At 60.6% G+C, this 22199-nt stretch carries 22 protein-coding genes; 16 read left to right on the top strand and 6 right to left on the bottom strand.

What is annotated here, in order from left to right; translation table 11 throughout:
• Positions 1 to 2: 2 nt before the first annotated feature.
• The 11 genes from IB267_RS26880 to IB267_RS26835 all read left to right on the top strand — a co-directional run bounded on the left by IB267_RS26880 (position 3) and on the right by IB267_RS26835 (position 6706).
• Positions 3 to 1187 (top strand): hypothetical protein, encoded by a 1185-nt coding sequence (locus tag IB267_RS26880; protein ID WP_192450594.1) that lies wholly within the window; start codon positions 3 to 5, stop codon positions 1185 to 1187.
• 14 nt (positions 1188 to 1201) lie between these two features.
• The gene (locus IB267_RS26875) at positions 1202 to 1732 is read left to right on the top strand and encodes a hypothetical protein (protein ID WP_192450593.1); all 531 of its coding nucleotides are present in this window, start codon (positions 1202 to 1204) and stop codon (positions 1730 to 1732) included.
• 201 nt (positions 1733 to 1933) lie between these two features.
• Positions 1934 to 2818, top strand: a complete 885-nt coding sequence (locus IB267_RS26870; protein WP_192450592.1) for a chitinase — start codon at positions 1934 to 1936, stop codon at positions 2816 to 2818.
• A 1-nt stretch (position 2819) separates the two neighbouring features.
• On the top strand, positions 2820 to 3038 hold the full coding sequence (locus IB267_RS26865) for a hypothetical protein (RefSeq protein ID WP_192450591.1): 219 nt from the start codon (positions 2820 to 2822) through the stop codon (positions 3036 to 3038).
• Positions 2935 to 3180 (top strand): hypothetical protein, encoded by a 246-nt coding sequence (locus IB267_RS33545; protein ID WP_246810866.1) that lies wholly within the window; start codon positions 2935 to 2937, stop codon positions 3178 to 3180. The genes IB267_RS26865 and IB267_RS33545 overlap by 104 nt, the downstream gene beginning before the upstream one ends.
• Positions 3180 to 3515: a DUF1515 family protein gene (locus tag IB267_RS26860; protein WP_192450590.1), complete on the top strand. Its 336-nt coding sequence runs from the start codon at positions 3180 to 3182 to the stop codon at positions 3513 to 3515. Before IB267_RS33545 ends, IB267_RS26860 begins: the two co-directional genes overlap by 1 nt.
• Positions 3516 to 3537: 22 nt before the next feature.
• Positions 3538 to 3708, top strand: a complete 171-nt coding sequence (locus IB267_RS26855) for a hypothetical protein (protein WP_192450589.1) — start codon at positions 3538 to 3540, stop codon at positions 3706 to 3708.
• 79 nt (positions 3709 to 3787) lie between these two features.
• Positions 3788 to 4045, top strand: a complete 258-nt coding sequence (locus tag IB267_RS26850) for a hypothetical protein (RefSeq protein WP_210336020.1) — start codon at positions 3788 to 3790, stop codon at positions 4043 to 4045.
• An 82-nt stretch (positions 4046 to 4127) separates the two neighbouring features.
• Positions 4128 to 5048, top strand: coding sequence for a non-homologous end-joining DNA ligase (ligD, locus tag IB267_RS26845; RefSeq protein WP_192450587.1), 921 nt, complete (start codon positions 4128 to 4130; stop codon positions 5046 to 5048).
• Positions 5049 to 5253: 205 nt separating this feature from the next.
• Positions 5254 to 6090 carry a DNA adenine methylase gene (locus IB267_RS26840; protein ID WP_192450586.1) on the top strand — a complete coding sequence of 279 codons (837 nt, stop codon included), beginning with the start codon at positions 5254 to 5256 and terminating at the stop codon, positions 6088 to 6090.
• A gap of 211 nt (positions 6091 to 6301) precedes the next feature.
• Positions 6302 to 6706, top strand: coding sequence for a very short patch repair endonuclease (locus IB267_RS26835; protein ID WP_192450585.1), 405 nt, complete (start codon positions 6302 to 6304; stop codon positions 6704 to 6706).
• A 47-nt stretch (positions 6707 to 6753) separates the two neighbouring features.
• Here the strand turns inward: IB267_RS26835 and IB267_RS26830 are convergent, their stop codons facing one another.
• From IB267_RS26830 to IB267_RS26820, 3 genes are all read right to left on the bottom strand, one after another.
• Positions 6754 to 7551 carry an RES family NAD+ phosphorylase gene (locus IB267_RS26830; RefSeq protein ID WP_192450584.1) on the bottom strand — a complete coding sequence of 266 codons (798 nt, stop codon included), beginning with the start codon at positions 7549 to 7551 and terminating at the stop codon, positions 6754 to 6756.
• An 84-nt stretch (positions 7552 to 7635) separates the two neighbouring features.
• Entirely contained in the window at positions 7636 to 9636 is a 2001-nt protein-coding gene (locus IB267_RS26825; protein ID WP_192450583.1) for an ATP-binding protein, read from the bottom strand.
• The gene (locus tag IB267_RS26820; RefSeq protein WP_192450582.1) at positions 9623 to 10684 is read right to left on the bottom strand and encodes a DNA cytosine methyltransferase; all 1062 of its coding nucleotides are present in this window, start codon (positions 10682 to 10684) and stop codon (positions 9623 to 9625) included. Before IB267_RS26820 ends, IB267_RS26825 begins: the two co-directional genes overlap by 14 nt.
• A gap of 412 nt (positions 10685 to 11096) precedes the next feature.
• On the opposite strand from IB267_RS26820, the gene IB267_RS26815 reads away from it, so the two are divergent.
• On the top strand, positions 11097 to 12758 hold the full coding sequence (locus IB267_RS26815) for an AMP-binding protein (protein ID WP_192450581.1): 1662 nt from the start codon (positions 11097 to 11099) through the stop codon (positions 12756 to 12758).
• A 185-nt stretch (positions 12759 to 12943) separates the two neighbouring features.
• On the opposite strand, the gene IB267_RS26810 is transcribed toward IB267_RS26815, so the two are convergent.
• Entirely contained in the window at positions 12944 to 14218 is a 1275-nt protein-coding gene (locus IB267_RS26810) for a GNAT family N-acetyltransferase (protein ID WP_192450580.1), read from the bottom strand.
• Positions 14215 to 15606, bottom strand: a complete 1392-nt coding sequence (locus IB267_RS26805; protein WP_192450579.1) for an oligosaccharide flippase family protein — start codon at positions 15604 to 15606, stop codon at positions 14215 to 14217. Before IB267_RS26805 ends, IB267_RS26810 begins: the two co-directional genes overlap by 4 nt.
• A gap of 127 nt (positions 15607 to 15733) precedes the next feature.
• Here IB267_RS26805 and IB267_RS26800 point away from each other — a divergent pair, with 127 nt between their 5' ends.
• Complete coding sequence (locus IB267_RS26800) at positions 15734 to 15967, top strand: helix-hairpin-helix domain-containing protein (protein WP_192450578.1); 234 nt, start codon at positions 15734 to 15736, stop codon at positions 15965 to 15967.
• Positions 15968 to 16055: 88 nt separating this feature from the next.
• On the opposite strand, the gene secA is transcribed toward IB267_RS26800, so the two are convergent.
• Positions 16056 to 18764: a preprotein translocase subunit SecA gene (gene secA / locus IB267_RS26795; protein WP_192450577.1), complete on the bottom strand. Its 2709-nt coding sequence runs from the start codon at positions 18762 to 18764 to the stop codon at positions 16056 to 16058.
• Positions 18765 to 19007: 243 nt separating this feature from the next.
• Between secA and IB267_RS26790 the strand changes: the two genes are divergently transcribed.
• The 3 genes from IB267_RS26790 to IB267_RS26780 all read left to right on the top strand — a co-directional run bounded on the left by IB267_RS26790 (position 19008) and on the right by IB267_RS26780 (position 22196).
• The gene (locus tag IB267_RS26790; protein ID WP_192450576.1) at positions 19008 to 19865 is read left to right on the top strand and encodes a peptidylprolyl isomerase; all 858 of its coding nucleotides are present in this window, start codon (positions 19008 to 19010) and stop codon (positions 19863 to 19865) included.
• 212 nt (positions 19866 to 20077) lie between these two features.
• Entirely contained in the window at positions 20078 to 21319 is a 1242-nt protein-coding gene (gene argJ, locus IB267_RS26785; protein WP_192450575.1) for a bifunctional glutamate N-acetyltransferase/amino-acid acetyltransferase ArgJ, read from the top strand.
• Positions 21320 to 21377: 58 nt separating this feature from the next.
• Positions 21378 to 22196 (top strand): GNAT family N-acetyltransferase, encoded by an 819-nt coding sequence (locus IB267_RS26780; protein ID WP_371742650.1) that lies wholly within the window; start codon positions 21378 to 21380, stop codon positions 22194 to 22196.
• Positions 22197 to 22199: the final 3 nt, after the last annotated feature.

Below are 22199 nucleotides of genomic sequence, written 5' to 3'. Positions count from 1 at the left end.
ACATGACCACTCCTTACACGACAGGGTCGGTGACCCTGACGAACGGCAGCGCCGTGGTGACTGGTGTCGGCACGGCCTGGCAGACGGCTTTGATCGCTGGCGGCACGCTTTACGCTGAGGCCGACGGCAACCCGTTGCCGATCTTGTCCGTCGACAGCAACACGCAGATCACGTCTGCGATCAAATGGAAGGGCGCAACTGGCAGCTACCCCTATGCGATCATGCGCGACACCGCCTATGGTCAGCAGACGGTTGCCAATGCGCAGGCACTTTCGACCTACCTGCAGCGGCTCGACAGTGCATCGCTCTCCGCACTGGCCTCGCTGGCGGCGTCGATGACGGCCGACAAATTCGCCTATACAACTGGCCTCAGCTCGATGGCGTGGACGGCCTTGTCGGCTTTCGGTCGGGAGACGCTTGCACTCGGGGATGCGGCCGCCTGGCGCAACAAAATCGGGGCATTTGCTTCGGCTGGTGGAACGATTGCCGGCAATTTGACGGTCAGCGGATCGGAGGTCGTCAACGGAAGCCACGCCGCCGGAAACTACTCAGCGGATGCTGCCGCGGGGATCGAAACCTTCCTATCGTTGAAGGCGGCAGGTGGTCATCGTTTCGTTTTGTCCAAGACAGGAGAGCCTGAAACCGGAGGGAATGTTGGCGCGAACTTCGCCTTGAGCCGATGGAGCGATGCCGGGGCGTACATCGACGCGCCGATCATTGTGAACCGCAGGACCGGGTGCGTCACGATGGGTAGCAACCCGCGATGCGCGGGAACTCCCTACGGGCCAATTCAACCGCTGGCGGCCGGTCAATATTACGGCCTGCTCCGGAGTGCAGTCGGCTTCGATATGATCGTTGGGCCGTCCGGCATGACCTTTAGCATCGGCGGTAACCCAGGTGCAGGAGGGCGTGTTGTCCATGTCCCCCATACTGCTTGGTATAGGATAACGCTGACAGTAACGGCCAACTCCCCCTCAGGTCAGTCCTCTCTAACTCTGGCCAGAAATGGCGCAGCAGTTATTCCTGTCCTGTTCATTCCGGCGACGAGCTCGTCTTACAGCACTCATACTGCGACCTACACGATGCCGATGACAGCAAATGACCATCTCTGCCTCTACTGCAATTCGGGCTCCGTGAACCTGTCGCTGGAGCACACGAATTTCAGCATCGACTTCATGCACTTCTAGGAGCTGAAAACCAGATGATACGCACCTTTACCATCGAGACATCGGAAGCCGACGAAAAGGCCCTCACCTACTCGCATCCATCGGGCATGGTGGAGTTCGCATTCAACTCCGTGCTCACCACCGTAGTGAATTCGGCACGAGATCAGCTTTTGCGGCATGAGCGAGAGGCGGCCGCTAACGAAGGTCGTACTCTGACTGGAAGCGACGATGCAATTATCAGTGCATCGACGGCGCCAGACGCGGACGCGCGAAACGCCCAGGCGCTGGCGAAGGCCGAGCAGGAGCGTGCCGAGATGGAGAGAACCAAGCCGTTAACTGCTCGGCAGCTCCGGCTGGGCCTGGTCAACAACGGCTTTGCTCTTGCAGACGTGGACGTCGCGATAGAGGCGTTGCCGGACGGCGCAGAGAAAGAAAAGGCCCGGATCGAATGGCAGTACGCTGGCGAGTTCAATCGTGACCATCCGTTGTTAACGACCATCGCCGCGCAGCTCGGGATCTCGGCCGAGCAGTTCGAAACCATGTGGGTCGAGGCGCTGAAGCTGTAACTCCCTCGTCAGATCGCTCGCGTCACCACTTGAGCCGCGACCGATACCAGCAAGGCCGCCAGTGCGACGGCCGTTCCCAATCGCGCAATCTTCATCCGGCGCCCGCGAGCGCCATCCCAATCATAGCCCATCATGTTCCCCAGCCGGGCATCATGCCGCGCCGGAATGGTGGCCTGTTTTCCTAACGAAGAGGTAAATCCGATGAACCGCGAAACGTTCTTCGCCTATGCGAAGCGCGCACCTTTTGGCGTGAGCATGAAGCAGTCTCAGAAGGATGGCATGATCGCCATCCTCGACGAGTGGGACCGGCGCCAGTCGACCGGCAAGGTGCTCGACAACCGGTGGCTTGCCTACATGCTTGCGATCACCTTCCATGAAACCGGGGCGACGATGCAGCCGGTGACCGAGAACCTGAACTACTCGGCCGAACGGCTCATGCAGGTTTGGCCGAAGCGCTTTCCGGATCTCGCCAGCGCCAAGCCCTATGCCCGCAACCCGCGCAAGCTTGCAAACAAGGTATACGGCGGCCGGATGGGCAACAAGGCGCCCGATGATGGTTGGCGCTATCGCGGCCGCGGCCTGCCGCAGATCACCGGCCACGACAACTACGCCAAGTTTGGGATTGCCGACGCTCCTGAAAAGGCGGCCGAGATGGAGACCGCGATCCGCATCCTCTTCGACGGCATGATCGGCGGTCTGTTCACCGGCAAGAAGCTCGCCGACTATTTCAACCAGGTGGCAAACGATGCGGTCGGCGCCCGCGCAATCATCAGCACCGACAAGGCGCCGCTGATTGCGGGGTACTATCGGAGCTTTCTGGATGCGCTCGAGGCGGCGAGGTCGCCGGTCAAGGTGGCGGATGTCACGCCGGAAGCGGCCAAGGCCGACGACGTGCCAGCCAGCCAGAGCGGCACGGCCCTGACAACCGTGGGCGGTTTGTTCGGCAGCGCAGGGCTTTCGGCAGTTCTCGGGGTCAACAATCCCTACGCCGCTGGTATCGCGGCGCTGCTGATCGTGGTCGGTTCCGTCGCAGCTTTCATGTTCTTCACCGGCCGCTGGTCGGTGAACCGCGCACCGGCCCGCTGACATGTGGCCGCGCGTCATCGTCGGCGGGCTCGCGCTCGCCGGCCTCGTTTGGCTGGTCGCCGAGATCCGCGAGGACGGCGCCCGGTCGCTCACCACCAAGATTGAAAGGCAGAACAATGCAGCGGCGAGCCGCGCTCATTCAAAGCGCACTGATTACGATTCCTGCCTTGATGCTGGCGGGCTGTGGAACTTCGGCGCCGGCGAGTGTGACGGCCCTTAGGAGCATCGTCGGAGCGGATCTAGTCGGCACGCGAGGGGCGACGCCGGCAGATCAGCGGAAGATAGACCGGACAGTCGTCGGCCTCTGCGCCGGCGGCGTATGGACGAAGGCGGAATGCAAGCGACACGGGGAAGGGCGGTAATGACGGAGGGGACTTCTGAGCGGGCAATTGGCAGGCTGGAGGGCAAACTTGATGCCCTCGTCGATGCGGTGGAGAAGGGGCAGGACGAAAGCAAGCAGGGGCGGGCGCGTATCTATAGCGAGCTGGAGAAGGTGCGACAGGAGGCGGCAGCGAGCCGCGCGAAAGTCGAAAGCCTTGAGCAGCAGATGGCGGATGCCTCGCCTGTCATCTCCGATATCAAGCGCTGGCGCGAGCGCTTCATCGGTATGCAGATGCTCGTCGTTTTCCTCGCCGGCTCGGCCGGCGCGGCAGCCATAACATTCTGGAAATGGCTGTCGTTCAAGCTTGGTTGGTAGCACGTCGGCAGGAGGAATTGATTTGAACCATCCACTTTCTGAGAATGAATACGACGGGCGCGGTGACGATGCTCTTCGCGCTATCCGCCCTTCTATCCTCGCCGTGCTCGAAACGGCGAAGATGGCGGGCTGGTCGCAGGAAGAATTTGCGGACGCCCTCTGCAATTTGGCCGACGAACTGATCAAGGAATGATGGGCATAGATTTGCCCTTCCCTTGACATCAATGGGAATACGTTCCTATTTTGTTCTGATCTTAGATTGAGCAAAGGCCATGAGACTGAAGGCACCATTCCCCCCGTCGTCGTACATCGAACATGACCCCAAGATGTACAACACCGTGAAGGGCCTTCGGGAATGGGAGGTGCTGGGCGCGCGCTGCTCTGCTTGCGGTCGCATCGGCTGGGTCAACAAGGACGCCGTGCTCGCGCGCTGGGGCGATCAATATCTAATGAACCTGCGCAATCGGTTCCGCTGCGGCTGTGGGAACCACTCCAACAATGTCGTCTTGATAGGTCGATTGCCGCGATAGCTGACGTTTTCGCCGTTTCATGCGTTAATGCGTGATGGCTAAAGCACCAAAGACAAAATCCCCCACGCTAGTCGCAGATCCGATGCCGCGCCTGGTCGAGCCCTGTGTGGCTACTCTTGTCGATAAGCCGCCGAAGGGGCCGGAGTGGGCCTTCGAAGTGAAATGGGACGGCTACCGACTCGCCATCCACGTCGGGCCGGTTGAGGTGAGGGCGATCACGCGCGGCGGTTATGACTGGACCAAGAAATTTGGGTCAATTGTCGCGGAGGCGCGCGAGCTGGGGCACGCGTCAATGATCATCGACGGCGAGGCGGTAGTGCTCGACCAACAGGGCCGGTCAGATTTCGGGCTGCTGCAGCGCGCCGTGGGAAGGCGTCCGAGTGCGCACGACGTGAGCGAAATCATCTTCTTTGCGTTCGACCTGCTTTACTTGGATGGGCGCGATCTGCGGAAGCTGCCGCTGTCCGAGCGACGGCGTCTTCTTGAGCCGATCGTCGCCGGCCGTACCGGCGCGATCCGCTTCTCCGAAGAGGTCGAGGCCGACGGCGCCGCATTCTTTCAGGTCGCGTGCGAGCACGGGCTCGAAGGCATCGTCGCCAAGCGGCGGGACAAGCCCTATCGATCTGGCCGCCAACCGGAGTGGTTGAAGATCAAATGCGCGCGGCGCGATACATTCGTCATCGTCGGTTATGAGCCCTCGACCGTGCCAGGCGGGATCGGCCGGTTGCTGCTGGCGGCGAGGAAGGGCGACGATCTGATTTATGTCGGGGGGTGCGGTACCGGATGGAGCAACAAGGAGTCCACCGCTTTGCGGGAGCTGCTGAACGCGATCCCGGCCGACAGCCCGGCGGTTGCTCTGAGGCAAAAAGGCGCGGTCTTCGCGCGGCCGTTGTTGGTCGCCGATATCGAGTATCGCGCCTGGACGCAGGACGGCAAACTTCGGCACCCTTCATTCAAGGGCGTGCGCGAGATGCAAGGCCCCGCTGAGGTCTACGTGATCTAGCCAAACCCCGATGCAGGGTGAAAGAGATTGGCCGGAGGGCTTACCCTCCGGCCTTTGGCTGCCCGGCCACGGGTGGTCGCAGCCCTAGAGCTGCAACGGCGGAGCTGATTGGCGTCGTTCCCGCCTGGCAATCCACAGGAATCCTTGCCACACCCGCTGCCTGCGCAGGCGCTCGGCGGTGTGCCAGAAAAAATGGTTCTCGACAATGCAAGACAGTTTTCAGTTCACGGCCGTTCGGCCCGTGTCCCCGCCGGCGGCTTACCTCGGCGGCAAGAAGCAACTCGCGGCGCGCATCGCGTCGATGATCGAGCAGATCCCGCATTCAATCTATGCTGAGCCTTTCGTCGGTATGGGCGGCGTGTTCCTACGCCGATCGCTGATCCCCAGGGCGGAAGTGATCAACGATCGCTCCGGAGACGTGATCACGCTCTTCCGCATCCTGCAGCGGCACTATCCGCAGTTCATGGAGGTCATGAAGTTCCAGCTTACGTCGCGGCGCGAATTCGAACGGCTCGCGGCGACTGATCCGTCGACCTTGACGGATCTCGAACGTGCTGCCCGTTTCCTCTACCTGCAGCGCCTGGCATTCGGCGGCAAGATCACGGGCCGATCATTCGGCGTCGACACGACCGGGCCGGCGCGGTTCAACATAGGCCGGCTCGGGATCGTCTTGGAAGAAGTGCATGAGAGGCTGAGCGGCGTGGTGATCGAGAATCTCGACTGGCGCGATTTCATAGATCGATATGACCGGCCGGGCGTGCTCTTCTACCTGGACCCGCCGTATTTTGGAAACGAGGGCGACTATGGCAAGGACGCCTTCACCCGCGATCGGTTCGCGGAGATGGCGGAGAGGCTGGCGACGATCCGGGGGCGCTTCATAGTCTCACTCAATGATCGACCGGAGGTCCGCAAAATATTCGCGGCTTTTCCTATCGCGCGCGTAGATCTCACCTACACCGTCGCCGGCGGTGCGGGGAAAGAGGTGGGTGAGGTGGTGATCATTGATCGTAAAGAACCGGCGATAGCGAATTTGCCAGGATGACGCGTCCTGCTGAGCGGGAGGGCTGCCTTCCCCTTCCGCTCAGACAACCGCTCGGCGAGCGGAGAGACTACGGCCAGATGTCCAAAGGTGGGCGTACGAGGCGATCACGCACGCCACCATTGAACAAGCTGTCGGGATGATGAACGTCTGCTTCCTAATTTCGTCACGTCCAACTGTTAAACAGCGACAGTTTTAGAAGTTGGGTAATGACGTGGACCATCTGACTCCGCTGAAGAGATCCGAGCTTATGTCCAAGGTAAAGAAGAAGGATACTTTACCTGAGATGAGGGTCAGGAGCGCACTTCATAAAATGGGCGTGCGTTATCGGCTTAATCTAAAGGGATTGCCGGGCAGTCCGGATATAGTCATGCGCTCTCGTGGACGGGTAATATTTGTTCACGGATGTTTTTGGCATCGCCATGACTGCCGAAAATCCGCCCTTCCCAAGACCAATATAGACTTTTGGCGCACCAAATTTCAGCGGAATGTCGAGCGTGACCAGCGGAACGTGGCTGAATTGACTTCAATGGGCTGGGCCGTCGACGTTATATGGCAGTGCGAAGCAGTTCAGCCAGATCTCTTGGCAACCCGACTCATTGAGATTATTGGCCGCTGAGCGAACCAGACCGCACGGTTTCCTTCGCCGCCACTCGGTAGCAAACATCAATTCTCATAGTACAATTCGGCGTCTACTTGCTTGATCGCGATTTGAACCTCTTTGACCTCGTAGGGAGCGCAAACTCGGAGCCTGGCAGCTTCGACGTCGAACAGCGCTACGTTGTGGCCTCCTTTGAAGTGGCTGTTGTACGCAATTCCATCATAGCCCGCATCCTTGAAAAGCTCTGTGAGGATCTGCGTGGGTGCGTAATCGGCTGCGCTGGAATCTTCGCGTGACACTGGGCGCGAGAATGCGTCGTCAATATCTGCCAGTACGGCGTCTGTGATTTGCTCAGTTGACGGCTTTCGCTCTCCAAAAATGCCGTCTAGACCAAGCTTTCGAAAGGCGCCAGTAGGCCCCTCGTGTGTGAAATTCACTATCGTAAGGTCTCGTGTCACCTCGAAGGTTCCAACTGACACCTGCGCGCCTACCCATGGGCGCGTCTCGGAAACTGCGGTTTCGGGGGACGTCGCCAAGTACAGAACCGGGATGCCTACCGAGTTAGCTCGCCCTTCTGATGCCCGGCGCTCTTGCGGCTTCATTCGATCAGGCCCGTAGGGGTAGTGATGTCCTCGCTCGTTCGAGGATGCCCAACCCTTCTGCGCCCTATAAAACCTGGCGCCATGCGGGATCTTGTCCAAACGCTTGACCGTGGTTGCCAGCAGGGTCTGCAAAAATGCGTCAATTTCGCGGGTCCACACATACCGTCGCGCGGTGCGAACGTTAAAGGCGAATAGGCTGTAGCTTCGCCACGAGGCAAACCGGGGCACGCTAGGATCATCCAGTTCGACTACTTTCCCCACATAGTTTCCCTTCTTTCGATCGACGAATCCCTGCGCGGAATGCGTCAGCCCGCCTGATCATTCAGAGGGGCTGACTTGTGTCTCTTAGAGCTTCTCAAGTATTCGCTCTAGCGGACCTGCTTTGCTGGTTGCGTCCAGGTACTCCTGATAAGCATTTACCGCATCCGTTATGAGTTGCTGATACGTGATAATCCGCGCATTCTGCGCAGCGAGGGACTGCCGGTCGGTTTCATCCATGCCAGTGGGGGTTTTCGCCACCAAGAGGTATATATCAAGCGGCGGGATAGGCTTGCTCGGGAAGTTCGACCGATAGTATTCCTCGACCGCATGCCGGTATTTGCGGGCTTGCTTGATTAGGTCGTCGAATTGAAGACTGGTCAACGCAGGCTTTTTCAGCTCCACGACGATATGACGACCTGAGCTGGATCTGTAGGAAATGTCTAGTCGCGCGCCGGTAGAGTCTGGATTAACTTTCTTGATGTGCTCAGTGAGTGTCAACTCCATCTCTGCTCGACCTGTGACGCGATCCCAAGACGGATCCAAGAGCCAAAGGTGATTGAAGAGATATTTTTGAGCGACCTTTTCAAGGTCCGTAGGGCTGTCTTTGATTGCCTTGAAGTGCTTAATAACCTCTAGACGCTGTTTAGTAATGTCTGCGTAGGCGGCCTCCTCCACGTCACTCAACGAGCTGAATATTGCCGCAAATTGAGGGCCCAAAACGTCGGTGATGCGCGAGAGTTCGTCAAGCTGGTTCTTAATGCGAAGCTTCTCAAAACCGATAATCGCGCCTCGATAGAGAACCGCCTTCGCCTTTTCGTTTTTCGCGTCATCCGAATGAACCGTCGCGTTCTGAATGGACGTCATCAGCCTTCGAGCAGTGCGCTGATCGCGCTTGTCCGGTAAGGTCGCAAGCCATTCGTTTACTGCATCATTTTCTGCGGTTCCCGGAGTTAGTCCTAGTGACGTTCGCCACTCGTCCCAATCATCGCCGATGCTCTCCAGCGTGCTCAGCGCGAAGGCAAGGAGCTTTTTATAGCGAGGATCATCTTTCTTAATTGCTTCACGGCTGGCGGTCGCGCGATCAACGTCGTCTTCGTCAAGGAAGTCCGCGTGTATCTCGCCGACGAGATAGCTTTGATAGTATTTTGCGCTATTTGCCTCGGTGAGGATGTTTTCTGCAAATACGCGACCATTCGCAAAAATGGAAAGCGTGTTGGCGCTGTCGTCCCTGCTGCCCAAGTCTCGCGGGCGAAAGACGCTCGCGATATAACCGGTGACCGTCGCCGGCGTGCCATCATCTAGGTGGACACCGTTCGGAAGCAACTTTTCGCACTTTTCCTTCGGCGCACCATCTTCGCCAACGGAGGAAATATTCTTCGCGAGTTTGTTAACGCGATCGAGTGTGGGCTGGTCAAACGACCACAGGAATTGGAATTTGTCGTAAATTGCGCGATCGCTCTCTACGATCTCTCTTTTGTTTAGATGAACACGGAACCCATGCTCTGGGCCAAGAATACTAAACCTTCTCGCGAGCTTAATCCGAAGATATTCTTCTGTTTTGTTCAAGGTTTTCAAAACTGAGGTTAGTTCAATCCTTGTGCCGTGGCCTTTTGGAAACGGACTCGGTGTGAACTCATCCAGCAGTATCGGCTTTTGCGCTTCGATGTTCTTTTTTAGAAGCGGGACATCTACTTCGAATCCGACGATCGGCGAGCCTTTCGCTTGTGAACTTACCTTCACAAAGTTGGACAGCGCAAACATCGAGAGCTTTCCAATGCCCTTCCGTCCCATCACGCGACGCTTGCCCGAAGCGCTTAGATGGTTTTGGGAAGCAACGCGCCGAGAATAACCCACGTGAAGAAACTTCTTCTGGATCGCAAGGGCGTCCATTCCATGACCATCATCCTCGATGATGATAGTATCAGTGTCTGGTTCGATTGTTATGTATACATTTTCGGCGTCTGCATCCCAAGCGTTTGCGACTAGTTCGGTAAGAGCGGCGGGAGTCGAACTATAAAGTCCGACTCCTAGGTGGTTAATAACGTTGATGTCTACTTGGAATGTAAAGGAATTACTGTTTGCCATTAACACTACTCTGGTAGGCAGCCACATGCTGACGAATTGAAATGCCAATCGCGTACCCGAGTTCGACCGGAACCGCGTTGCCAATCAATCTTGCTGTTGAAGTGAAGTCCGCGTCAACTCCTGGTGGTACAAATTCGTAATCCTCTGGGAACGACTGCAGGATAGCCATCTCACGCAAGGAAAGTGCCCGATCCTGCTCGGGATGCCCAAATCTACCTGTGCCGTAATTATGAGATTGGGTCGTCATGGTGCTAGAAGGCTTGTCCCATTCCATGCGTCCATACACGCTCTTAAAAGTGGAGCCAGACTCCCTCTTGTGGCATTCCAATAGGAGATCCTCCGGCCAGTCGGCCCAAGTCCCGCCAGGACGCGATGCTTGAATCCGCTTTAGGTTGATCTCAGTAAAGGTTCTTGCCTTGTGAAGCGGATCGCGGTCGTTCCGCTGTCCAGCCTTGATCGGCACCAAATGACCGATCGCATCTCTGACCGTTCTTGGGGACAGTTCAAGTTCTTCGGGGGTGAGCAGGCGAACGGGACCGAATCTCGACGCGAGCAGGACAAGGCGCTTTCGGCGTTGCGCCACCCCGTAATTCGCGGCATCAACTATCGCGTGATAGACGTGATACCCGCTGTCCTTCAGTGTCCGAACGAAATCTTGAAAGATTGATTGCCCCCTGAGGACGGGGACGTTTTCCATGGTCACTACGTCCGGGAGCACTTCTCGGACCACTCTTGAAAACTCGTTCAGGAGAGGCCACTTCTTGCTGCTCTGACGGTTACTCCCGTTGCTCAGGGTAGAAAATGGCTGGCACGGCGCGCAGCCTGCAAGCAGCTTAATGGCGTCGGGTGAGTAGTATGCATCCACTACGCTAGCAGGGACTACCTGAAGGTCGGCAAGGACAAATTCTGCGCCGGCATTATTTGCGACATACGGATGCTGGCACTTCGGGTCAAAATCTAAGCCCGCTTTAACTGCCAAGCCTGCTTTTCCCAAACCAAACGACAAGCCGCCTGCACCGCAAAACAGGTCCACCGCGTCAATCTGCATTGCATTCACCTTCGGTTATGTCTGAAACGCAAGGCGGCCCGAACGGTGATACCGCTCGGGCTGCCGCCAAGTAATTTGTGATTCTATTTACATTCGCAAGCTGGCCGCGAGCATAAGTCATGGTCGTTTGCAACTGGTTTACGTGCATGGAGCGTTGAAGGATGGTCACCGGTCGCACGCTCGCGCGGGACATGGTGGGCAGAAAGCTCAATGAAATAGTAGATAGTCCTTATGTCCCGTAAAGTGCCAAGCTATTGATTCTACGCATTTAGTAAACTCCGGCATGGGGCACCACCACATACACTTTCTTCACATCCATCGTCCGACATGCCTGAACGCCGCCGCGGTCATTGAACTGTCGCTTGCGAAGGTGTTAGGTGCGCTGCAGCAAGAAAACTGTCATGGCAGCGTCATGTTACCGAGAATAGAGACCTACGACGACCTCTACCGCGCCTTCCGCTGGCAGATCCCGGAAAAGTTCAATATCGGCGTTGCCGTCAGCGACGCCTGGGCTGCGCGGGCGCCGGAGCGGGTCTGTCTCCAGCATTTTGATCCCGGCGGTGCGCATCGGTCGCTTACCTATGGTGCATTCGCGCGACAATCCTCGGCCTTCGCCAAGGGGCTTGCCGGGGAGGGTATCGTGCCCGGCGAGCGGGTCGCGATCCTGCTGCCGCAAGGGTTCGAAACGGCGATCGCCCATGCGGCGATCTACAAACACGGTGCCATCGCTCTGCCGCTGGCGCTGCTCTTCGGCGTCGAGGCGCTCGAGTACCGGCTGCGCGATGCCGGCGTGGCGGCTGTCATCACCAACAGCTTCGGTTATGAACGCATCGCGGCGATCCGTGAACGGCTGCCTGATTTGCGGCTTGTGGTGCTGGCGGACGATCAGCCGCTTCCGGACACGATTGCCTTCTCGGACTTGGCATCGGGTGATCCTTCGGGCTTTGTTGCGGCCGATACCGGCCCGGACGACCCGGCCTTGATGATCTACACGTCAGGCACGACAGGACCGCCCAAGGGGGCGCTGCACGGGCACCGGGTGCTGCTCGGCCATTTGCCGGGCTTCGAGTTTCACCATCACTTCCTGCCGCAGCCGGGCGACCGGATGTGGACGCCGGCCGACTGGGCCTGGGCGGGCGGATTGCTCAACGCGCTGTTGCCGTCGCTGCTGCACGGCGTGCCGGTCGTGTCGTCGCCGGCCCAAAAATTCGATCCGCATACGGCGTTTCGCATCCTCGAAGAAATGGACGTGCGTAACGCCTTCATTCCGCCGACGGCGCTTCGGCTGATGAAGGCGGTCGAAAACCCGCGCGAGCGCTATCGGCTTAATCTGAGAACCATTGGCTCGGCCGGTGAATCCCTTGGTCGCGAAACCTATGAGTGGGCAAAGGCCGCGCTCGGCCTTGAGGTCAGCGAGTTCTACGGCCAGACCGAGTGCAACATCGTCATATCGTCGGCTGCCGATCTCGGCGTCGTCAAGCCGGGATCGATGGGCAAGGCCGCCCCCGGTCACCGGGTGGCGATCATCGACGGCGAGGGCCGCGAACTGCCGGCCGGCAGCGTCGGACAGGTGGCGGTCAAGCGGCCGGATCCGGTTATGTTCCTCGGCTATTGGGGGAATGAGGCGGCGACGAGCAAGAAGTTCATCGGCGACTGGATGACGACAGGCGATCAAGGCGTGATGGACGAGGAGGGCTATTTCACCTTCTTTGGGCGTGACGACGATATCATCACCTCGTCGGGCTATCGCATCGGCCCGGGCGAGATCGAGGATTGCCTGGCCGGCCATCCGGACGTGCAGCTTGCCGCCGCGGTCGGCAAGCCCGATCCGGTGCGCACCGAGATCGTCAAGGCCTATGTCGTATTGCGACCGGGCGTCGTTGGCGATGCGCGTGTGGCCACCTCCATCCGCGAATGGGTGAAGACCCGTCTTTCGATGCACGAATATCCGCGCGAGATCGCCTTCGTCGACAGCCTGCCGCTGACGACCTCGGGCAAGGTGATCAGGCGGTTCCTGCGCGAGCAGGCAGCGGGGGAAGCGCACGAGGCCATCGAGATTTCCGAAGCTTCGTAGTCCCGCGGCCGTTGCGCGATCGATTCCGATAGGCTGGAGCGGGAAAACGGGCGGAAACAGCGCGCAGTTTCTCGTCCCGCTCTGAAGCCTGTTGCGTGAAAAAGGATTCACACCTCAGGCTTTAAGCTCTTGTTTTGATACATGTCGTTGCCGCAAAACCGCTGCGCACTTTTGCGCGACAGGCATTAACGTCCTGCAAGGGCCTTTATCTTGTCGCGCAGGATCCGCGCCATGTTGCGGGTGTTGCGATAGAGATGGAGCTGGGCTGCCACCTGGCGCACTTCGCGGTCGCGGGTCTGCTGCAGGCCGATCACCATGGTGCCCATGTCTTCGCGCTCCTGCCAGAAGCGGCTCATGATCGGGTGGTCCGGCACTGCACAGGAATCCGAGCGCGCGATGTTGGCGTCGTCGAGATGCCATTCCGTCAGTTCGGCGAGAAGCAGCTTGCCCGGCGAGAACTTGGCATAGCGCTCGTCATAGGCAGTCTTCCAGGTATAGGCCTCGCCCGACATCAGGAAGACGACCATCGAGGCGATCGCCTTGCCGTCGAGATCGAGCGTGTGGATGCGCACGCTGTCGCCGTCCGCCAGATTGGTGATCGCCTCGCGCGCAAAGGCGGCGCGGAAACGGTCGAGCACCATGGCGCTGCGCGCCTTGCCCTTCCAGCCGGAGGCTTCCAGCGCCAGGAATTCCTCCATGCGCAGGCGGACGTCGGCCGGCTGGCGGGCGACCGAGTAAACGAGTTCGCCCTGCTTTTCGAGATTGGTCCACTGCCGCCGCAATTCGCGGAAGTGCGCCGGGTTGATGGCCTGGCGCAGATAGGTCGGGCCGTCGAGCAGGCTTTCGAGCATCGGCCGGCTGAAGGTGTCGGTCACCGTCAAAGGGAGGTTGCGGCCGATCGCGACCGCGCGGGTGAGGCGGGCAACCTTGCCGTTGAGCCGCATGTCGGGCAGCACCAGGATCGAGGGCAGCCCGGTTGCCGGCGCGGCAAAAGCTTCGAACAAGTTGTCGATTGTCTCGGCCGCATCCTCGGCGTCGAGCAGCGGCACGCCGAGCGGACCGAATGGGTTCGACCAGGCGCGAATGATCGGTGCGCCGATCGAGAAGCCCGGCTTTTCTATCGAGAATGGCATCAGGAAGCGCAGGCGGCTGCGGCGCTCATCGTTGTCGCGCATGATCGCAAGCCGGATGACGCGCTCTTCGAGGCGCGGCATGGCCGGCGCCAGGAAGCGGCCGGTGAAAAAGACATTCGGTTCCAGCGCCCGGTTCGACAGGAAGTCGAGCTCGCGCTGCAACTCGTAGCCGGCCCTTGCCGGATAGATGGCAAGATGGCGTCCGGGGCGACCGACCTCGATCAGTTGCTCTGCGGTCGGCCCGCTGTCGCCGGCCTGCGCCAGACCGCCGAGAACCCGTGCGGCCCGGCTGTTTGCATCGCTCGGAAGATTGGTATTGCCGATCATGGATGGACAGCCCCGTTGTTATCATTGCCGGCCCGTGCTCTTGCGAAGGCGAAGAGCGCGAAGCCGAAGGTACGCCGGACGGCGATGTGCAGCAGCATCGCCTCTACGAACATAGCACCGGCGGTTGCAAAAGCAGCACCGTTCAGTCCGAAAAGAGGGATGAGGCTGAGGTTGAGTGCGATGTTGACCACCAGCGCGCCGGAGTAGAGGACCACGCATAGCGTCTGCTGGCCTGCCATCGTCAGCAGTGTTTCGGCCGGACCGACGAAAGCCTTGGCGAGGATGCCTGCAAAAAGCACCATCATCAGCGGCAGCCCGGTGACGAAGGCCGGCCCGAAAAGCGATAGCAGGAACGGTCCGGCCAGAAGCACCAGCGCGCCGACCAGAAGAGACGGCCAGAAGGCCCAGCGGGCGCTTTCGATCGCGATGCCGGAGATCTGGCCGGGATCGCGCGCCATCGCGTTGGAGACGCGCGGGCCTGCAGCGGCCTTGACCGCGAACATCACGAAATGCACCAGCGCCATCGTCTTGGCGGCGGCGAAATAGATCGCGACGTCGTCCGGCTCAAGGTAGAGGCCGACGATCACCACATCGGAATTGGTCAAGAGGAAGCCGAAGCCATCGACCAGGAAGACCGGGATCGAGACCTTTAGCCAGCGGCGAAGCTCGATGCGTCGCGGTCCTGGAACATAGCGCGAGCGAAGGCGATAGGTGAGCGCGAGAAACTGCGAGACGCTGGTGACATAGGCCGCGGCCATGGCTGCCATCATGGCCGTTTGCGCCGTATGCGGCGCCCCGGCGGTGACGGCGAGCACCATGAAAACGAGCACCAGCAGCGGCCGGATGATGAAGGTGGGGCTCATGGCGGCAATCGGCCAGCCATGGGCACGCGCCGTTCCGTCCATGACGTCGCCGAGCGAAATCATCGGCAGGGTGAAGAGCCCGAGATAGAGGGGCACGAGGTAGTAGGCCTCGATGTGCCCGGAAAAGAACCAGAGACCGGCAAGGCCGAGGACCGCGACCGTGGTGGCGGAGGAAAGTGCGAAGATGCGCACCGTCGTCGTCACGCCGCGGATCTCGTCCATGGCGGCCAATGCCTGGTACTCCGGCAGGAAGCGGATGACCACCGAGTGGAAGCCGACGCAGGAGAGGCTGCCGAACAGGATGACCAGCACCCAGACGAAGACGAATATGCCGTATTCGAACTCGCCCATCAGGCGCGCAAGGATGATCTGCGACAGGAAGGCGATGGCGGCGCTGACGATACGAACCGCGAAGGCGACGAGCGCCATGCGGCGCGCGGCGTTCTTCGCGTCCGAACCGGTGAGGATGGGGAGAAGCCCGGCGAATATTGCGGACAGGCGGTGTCTCAGTGCCGACGGCAGCATTCGTCCGGCCGTTTGACATACCGCCATGAACACGAGAACACCCTGAGATTACGCAATACAGGGTTTCAGTACTGCCAGAACAGCGTTAACAAAGGGTGCAGCGCGGTTGTAAGGAATGGGGGCAACCATGCCGATTGAGGACATCGAGCGGCAACGGATGATGCAGGCGAAATCGATCGGCCCGCGCATGGTCGGCTATCTCCAGGAGATCGGCATCGAGCGGCTGGACGACCTCAAAATGGCGGATGCGCAAGACCTCGCACTCCGCATCAACGCCACGCTCGGTCGCCGCCACATCAACCGCACTGGCATTCGCGCACTCGAAAGCCTGATTGCCCATGCCAGGTCGTCCGATCGCTAGCAAGCAGGCCCCGCGAAACGAAAATGCCGCCCGGAGGCGGCATTTCTGAAGGGCAGGGGTGCAGACAGCACCCCTTTCCATATTCGGCTTATGCCTCGTAGATGCCGTGGCAGTGCTTGTACTTCTTGCCCGAACCGCAGGGGCACAGCTCGTTGCGCGAGACCTTGCCCCAGGACAGTGGGTTGGCCGCGTCGCGCTGTACCGGCGGAGCTGCCAGAAGCGTTTCGCCGCCGAAATCGTCTTCGCCGGTCAGCGGGTCGATGTGGTGGCCGTGCATGGCCGGCGGGACCGGCTGCGGCGCTTCTGCCGCTTCGCGCACCAGCTCGACGCGCATGAGTTGTGCCGTCACGGCCTGGCGCAGGTTGCCGAGCAGGGCCTGGAACAGCTCGAAGGCTTCGGACTTGTATTCCTGCAGCGGGTCGCGCTGGGCATAACCGCGGAAGCCGATGACCGAGCGCAGGTGGTCGAGGTTGACGATGTGCTCGCGCCACAGATGGTCGAGCGTCTGCAGCACGACCGAGCGTTCGACATACTGCATGATCTCGGGACCGAAGCGTTCGGCACGGTCGGCGGCTTCCTTTTCGGCAGCGGCCATGACGCGCTCGAGAATGTCGGCCTCGTCAATCCCTTCTTCGGCAGCCCATTCGGTGATCGGCAGGTCGAGATTGAGGTATTGCTGCACATCGGCCTTGAGGCCCGCGACGTCCCACTGCTCGGCATAGGCCTTCTCGGGAATGCGCTTGCTGACCATGTCTTCGACGACTTCGGTGCGCATGTCGGTCACGGTTTCGGTGACGCTTTCGGCATCCATCAGCTCGATGCGTTGCTCGAAGATCACCTTGCGCTGATCGTTGAGAACGTCGTCGTACTTCAGAAGGTTCTTGCGGATGTCGAAGTTGCGGGCTTCGACCTTCTTCTGGGCGCGTTCGAGCGCCTTGTTGATCCACGGATGGATGATCGACTCGCCTTCCTTGAGGCCCAGCTTCTGCAGCATGCCGTCCATGCGGTCGGAGCCGAAGATGCGCATCAGGTCGTCCTGGAGCGACAGGTAGAACTTGGAGCGACCCGGGTCGCCCTGACGGCCGGAACGGCCGCGCAGCTGGTTGTCGATGCGGCGGCTTTCGTGGCGCTCGGTTGCGAGAACGTAAAGCCCGCCGGCGGCCAGCGCCTTTTCCTTCAGCTGCTGCACTTCGGCGCGGATCGCCTGTTCGCGCTGTTCGCGCTCGGGGCCGGGCTCGACGTCCGAGAGCTCCTGCTGAATGCGCATGTCGACGTTGCCGCCGAGCTGGATGTCGGTACCGCGACCGGCCATGTTGGTGGCGATCGTGACGGCGCCCGGCACGCCGGCCTGGGCGACGATGAAGGCTTCCTGCTCGTGGTAGCGGGCGTTCAGAACCTGGAAGTTGGCAAAGCCCGACTTCTTCAGGAGGTCGGCGAGCTGTTCCGACTTTTCGATCGACGTCGTGCCGACCAGCATCGGCTGGCCGCGCTCGTGCGCCGACTTGATCTCCTCGATGATGGCGTTCAGCTTCTCGCCCTGGGTCCGGTAGACCTCGTCGTCCTCGTCGATACGCTTGATCGGCAGGTTGGTCGGAACCTCAACGACTTCCAGACCGTAGATGTTGCCGAATTCTTCCGCTTCGGTGGAGGCCGTACCGGTCATGCCGCCGAGCTTGGAATACATGCGGAAGTAGTTCTGGAAGGTGATCGATGCGAGCGTCTGGTTCTCGGGCTGGATCTGCACCTTTTCCTTGGCTTCGAGCGCCTGGTGCTGGCCTTCCGAATAACGGCGGCCCGGCATCATGCGGCCGGTGAATTCGTCGATGATGACGATCTCGCCGTTGCGAACGATGTAGTCCTTGTCGCGCTGGAACAGCTTGTGGGCCTTGAGCGCATTGTTGACGTGGTGGACGATCGCGACGTTTTCGATGTCGTAGAGCGATTCACCCTTGAGCAGGCCCGCCTCGCGCAGCAGGTTTTCGAGCTTCTCGGTGCCTTCTTCGGAGAAGTTGGCCGAACGCTGCTTTTCGTCGATTTCGTAATCTTCGGGCGAAAGCAGCGGAATGAACTCGTTGATCGTGTTGTAGAGATCCGAACGGTCGTCGAGCGGGCCGGAGATGATCAGCGGCGTGCGCGCTTCGTCGACGAGGATCGAGTCCACTTCGTCGACGATGGCGAAGAAGTGACCGCGCTGGACCATCTGTCCGCGCTCGTACTTCATGTTGTCGCGCAGATAGTCGAAGCCGAGCTCGTTGTTCGTGGCGTAGGTGATGTCGCAGGCATAGGCGGCTTTGCGCTGCTCGTCGGTCAGGCCGTGGACGATCACGCCCGTGGTCATGCCGAGGAAGCTATAGATGCGGTCCATGGTGCCGGCGTCGCGCTGGGCGAGGTAGTCGTTGACGGTAACGACGTGCACGCCCTTGCCCGCAAGCGCGTTCAGGTAGACCGGAAGCGTCGCGACGAGCGTCTTGCCTTCACCGGTCTTCATTTCGGCGATGGCGCGCTCATGCAGGATCATGCCGCCGATGAGCTGGACGTCGAACGGGCGCAGGCCCAGCACGCGGCGGGCCGCCTCGCGGGCGACTGCAAAGGCCGGAACCAGCAGGTCGTCGAGCGTCTTTCCTTCTTCCAGCTGCTTGCGGAATTCCACCGTCTTGCCGGCGAGCGCCTCGTCCGACAGGGCCTTCATGTCGGCTTCGAGAGCGTTGATGGCATCCACCCGGGCTTTGTAGCCGCGCACGCGGCGATCGTTGGAGGAGCCAAACAACTTGCGGGCTAGGCCGCCGAGACTGACCATATGAATGGTCCTTTCTTTTTTGTTGCCTTGGGTCTCATGGCCGCGCCGCGAAAACCGCGCAATGCCGTGAAACGCCCGGAAACTGTTCTGGACGCGAGGTTGCGTGACAGATAAGAGGGGGGTCGAATTATGTCAACGCAATTGCACTACTGGACGGCTACAGAACCGCCACATTCTGGTGTTGTGCAGCCGCTACAAGCTGCAGGCAATTGCGCCGAAGGCCAATGTGAAAGGTTAGTGAGCATGACCAAGTTGAAAACCCTGGCCGCCGCGGCACTGGTTGCGGCGATGGCCGTACATGGTGGCGCGCGGGCGGAAGACGCCGATCCGGTGGTCGCCAAGGTTGGCGGCGAGGACGTGCGCCAGTCCGAACTCAATCTTGCTCTGGGCGGTCTCGACCCGCAGCTGCAGCAGATGCCGGAAGAACAGAAGCGCGCCGCAGCACTGTCGGCGATCATCGACGTCAAGCTTCTGTCCGCCACGGCCGAGAAGGAAGGCCTGCAGGACGACGCCACCTTCAAGCAGCGCGTCGCGTACCTCACCGAGCGCGAACTGCACAACGCCTACTTCAAGAAGCACGTCGTCGACGCCATCACCAAGGACGAGGTGAAGGCCCGCTACGACAAGGAAGTCGCGGCCATTCCGGCTCAGGAAGAAGTGAAGGCCCGCCATATCCTGGTCAAGACGGAAGACGAAGCCAAGGAAATCATCAAGGAACTCGACGCCGGCAAGAGCTTCGTCGAGCTTGCCAAGGCGAAGTCCACCGATCCGAACAAGAACGACGGCGGCGACCTCGGCTACTTCACCAAGGGCCGCATGGTGCCGGAATTCGAAACGGCGGCCTTCGCTCTCGATAAGGGCACCTACACCAAGACCCCGGTCAAGACCCAGTTCGGCTTCCACGTCATCCTGGTCGAAGACAAGCGTCCGCAGGCTCCGCCGCCGCTCGAGCAGGTCGAACAGCAGGTTCGCCAGCTTGTCATGCGTGACAAGTATGTCGAGCTGCTTGCCGCTGCCAAGAAGGATGCAGGCGTCGAAATTTCCGACCCGGCGCTGAAGCAGGCCTATGACGAGGCCAACAAGGCGCAAGAAGCCAAGTAATTCGATCGCCAGGCCCTGCCACCGGCGGGGCCTGGCGCCACCGCTTTTTGTCGATGCCCGGCGGTGAAAACCGTTCGGGCATTTGTCGCAAGATGGATCTGGAGCCGTTTCGGTTGTAGACCGCTCCGGATCTTTGTTCTTAGGCACTCCTGAAGGCCGCCCTGGTTCTTCCTGGAGATGCTTTGGTTTCAACACGTCACAGCAGGTTTCCCATGTCCGGCTCCGTTTCCCCGCTCGCTCCGAAAACCTTTGCCGAAATGCCCTCCGTGCGCGGCGTCCGTATGGCGACCGCAGCCGCCGGCATCAAGTACAAGAACCGCACCGACGTGCTGATGATGGTGTTCGACCGGCCGGCTGTCGTGGCCGGTGTCTTCACCCGTTCCAAGTGCCCCTCGGCCCCGGTCGATTTCTGCCGCAAGAATCTTTCGGGCGGTGTCGCACGCGCCGTCGTCGTCAACTCCGGCAACGCCAACGCCTTCACCGGCAAGAAGGGCCGCGACGCGACCGAACTGACGGCGAAGTCGGCGGCAAAGGCTGTCGGCTGCGCGGAGAGCGAAGTGTTCCTGGCGTCGACCGGCGTCATCGGCGAACCCTTGGACGCGACAAAGTTTGCCGGCGTGCTCGACGATCTGGCTGCTGCCGGCAAGGAGGACTTCTGGTTCGAAGCCGCCAAGGCGATCATGACGACGGATACCTATCCGAAGGTTGCGACGCGCAGCGCCGACATCGGCGGCGTCAAGGTGACGATCAACGGCATCGCCAAGGGCGCCGGCATGATCGCGCCCGACATGGCGACGATGCTCTCCTTCGTGGTCACAGATGCCGACATTGCGCCGGCCGCGCTGCAGGCCCTGCTTTCGGCCGGCGTCGGCCCGACCTTCAATTCGGTCACGGTCGACAGCGACACTTCGACGTCCGACACGCTGATGCTCTTTGCGACGGGCGCTGCATCGGCTGACGGCCAGCCGGCGATCACCGACGCGTCCGACCCGCGGCTCGATGCCTTCCGCGCAGCACTGAACGATCTCCTGCGCGATCTGGCGCTCCAGGTGGTGCGTGACGGCGAAGGCGCGCGCAAGATGGTCGAAGTCACCGTCGAGGGCGCCGAAAGCGATGCCGCCGCCAAGCGCATTGCGCTTTCGATCGCCAATTCGCCGCTGGTCAAGACCGCCGTTGCCGGCGAAGACGCCAACTGGGGCCGCGTGGTCATGGCTGTCGGCAAGGCGGGCGAATTGGCCGAGCGCGACCGTCTGGCGATCTGGTTCGGTGACGTGCGCGTCGCGGTCGAGGGCGAACGTGACCCGACCTATTCGGAAGCTGCGGCCACCGCCGTGATGAAGGCCGAGGACATCCCGATCCGCGTCGAGATCGGCCTCGGTACCGGTCGCGCCACCGTCTATACCTGCGACCTGACGAAGGAGTATGTCGAGATCAACGGCGATTACCGGAGCTGAGGCACCGATTGCAGGATGGTGAGCGGCCTGGCGTGCCAGGCCGTACAGAGGTAGCAAGATGACATCGAGTGATATTCGGCCCGTGGCGGGCAAGGCACAGGCCCAAGCTGGGGAAGTGGCAATGGTGGATCTTCCGAACGTGCGCCGTCTCGAGGCCGTGGGTTTCCGCGCCTGGCCGGCAGCGTCCGTGCAGTATGATGGCAGCTGGCTGATCCGGCTCAATGCTGGCCATGATTCCAAGCGGTTGAATTCCGTCAATCCGCTCGATCCGTCCGACTATCGCGACATCCCGGTCCGTCTCGAAAAGGCCGCCCGGCGCTTTGCCGACTACGGCCGGCCGCTGACCGTGCGCCAGACGCCGCTGACACCGCCGCAGCTTGTCGCCCATATGGACGCCGAGGGCTGGACCGCGTTCAGCCGCAGCCTGGTGATGACGGTCGATCTCGTCGAGCGCGAGTTTGGCGACGGCATCGATCACCTGCCGATCAAGGATGTCGGCCGCTTCGTCGACGCCTGCATCGGGATTGCGAAAGGCGATCCGAAGCGCAAGGCGGCGCTGGCGGAAATCATCAATGCGATCAAGCCGGAGAGTGGCCTCTTCCTGTTCGAGGATGCCGAAACGGGGCCGACGGCCGTGGCGCTGGTTGTCCAGGACAACGACCTTGCCGGCATCATGCAGTTTGCCGTCGACGAGCGTGTCCGTGGCCAGGGCGTCGGCAAGGCAATGCTCGACGTCTGCCTGCGCTGGGCGCGCCTTCGCGGCGCCAAGAAGGCCTGGCTGCAGGTGGAGGCGGACAACAGCGCGGCCATGGCGCTTTATCGCGGCGCCGGTTTCTCCGAAGTCTACAGCTACATCTACAGAACGCCGGGAGCTTGAGGC

This window comes from Ensifer sp. ENS09 (genome assembly GCF_014852425.1).
In the GTDB taxonomy this organism is placed as follows: domain Bacteria; phylum Pseudomonadota; class Alphaproteobacteria; order Rhizobiales; family Rhizobiaceae; genus Ensifer.
This window is presented reverse-complemented; position numbering and strand designations above follow the sequence as displayed.

Coding starts and splice junctions, on each gene's coding strand:
- IB267_RS26880 (WP_192450594.1), top strand. CDS start 3: ATGACCACTCCTTACACGACAGGGTCGGTGACCCTGACGAACGGCAGC.
- IB267_RS26875 (WP_192450593.1), top strand. CDS start 1,202: ATGATACGCACCTTTACCATCGAGACATCGGAAGCCGACGAAAAGGCC.
- IB267_RS26870 (WP_192450592.1), top strand. CDS start 1,934: ATGAACCGCGAAACGTTCTTCGCCTATGCGAAGCGCGCACCTTTTGGC.
- IB267_RS26865 (WP_192450591.1), top strand. CDS start 2,820: ATGTGGCCGCGCGTCATCGTCGGCGGGCTCGCGCTCGCCGGCCTCGTT.
- IB267_RS33545 (WP_246810866.1), top strand. CDS start 2,935: ATGCAGCGGCGAGCCGCGCTCATTCAAAGCGCACTGATTACGATTCCT.
- IB267_RS26860 (WP_192450590.1), top strand. CDS start 3,180: ATGACGGAGGGGACTTCTGAGCGGGCAATTGGCAGGCTGGAGGGCAAA.
- IB267_RS26850 (WP_210336020.1), top strand. CDS start 3,788: ATGAGACTGAAGGCACCATTCCCCCCGTCGTCGTACATCGAACATGAC.
- ligD (WP_192450587.1), top strand. CDS start 4,128: ATGCCGCGCCTGGTCGAGCCCTGTGTGGCTACTCTTGTCGATAAGCCG.
- IB267_RS26840 (WP_192450586.1), top strand. CDS start 5,254: ATGCAAGACAGTTTTCAGTTCACGGCCGTTCGGCCCGTGTCCCCGCCG.
- IB267_RS26825 (WP_192450583.1), bottom strand. CDS start 9,636: ATGGCAAACAGTAATTCCTTTACATTCCAAGTAGACATCAACGTTATT.
- IB267_RS26820 (WP_192450582.1), bottom strand. CDS start 10,684: ATGCAGATTGACGCGGTGGACCTGTTTTGCGGTGCAGGCGGCTTGTCG.
- IB267_RS26815 (WP_192450581.1), top strand. CDS start 11,097: ATGTTACCGAGAATAGAGACCTACGACGACCTCTACCGCGCCTTCCGC.
- IB267_RS26810 (WP_192450580.1), bottom strand. CDS start 14,218: ATGATCGGCAATACCAATCTTCCGAGCGATGCAAACAGCCGGGCCGCA.
- IB267_RS26805 (WP_192450579.1), bottom strand. CDS start 15,606: ATGCTGCCGTCGGCACTGAGACACCGCCTGTCCGCAATATTCGCCGGG.
- IB267_RS26800 (WP_192450578.1), top strand. CDS start 15,734: ATGCCGATTGAGGACATCGAGCGGCAACGGATGATGCAGGCGAAATCG.
- secA (WP_192450577.1), bottom strand. CDS start 18,764: ATGGTCAGTCTCGGCGGCCTAGCCCGCAAGTTGTTTGGCTCCTCCAAC.
- IB267_RS26790 (WP_192450576.1), top strand. CDS start 19,008: ATGACCAAGTTGAAAACCCTGGCCGCCGCGGCACTGGTTGCGGCGATG.
- argJ (WP_192450575.1), top strand. CDS start 20,078: ATGTCCGGCTCCGTTTCCCCGCTCGCTCCGAAAACCTTTGCCGAAATG.
- IB267_RS26780 (WP_371742650.1), top strand. CDS start 21,378: ATGACATCGAGTGATATTCGGCCCGTGGCGGGCAAGGCACAGGCCCAA.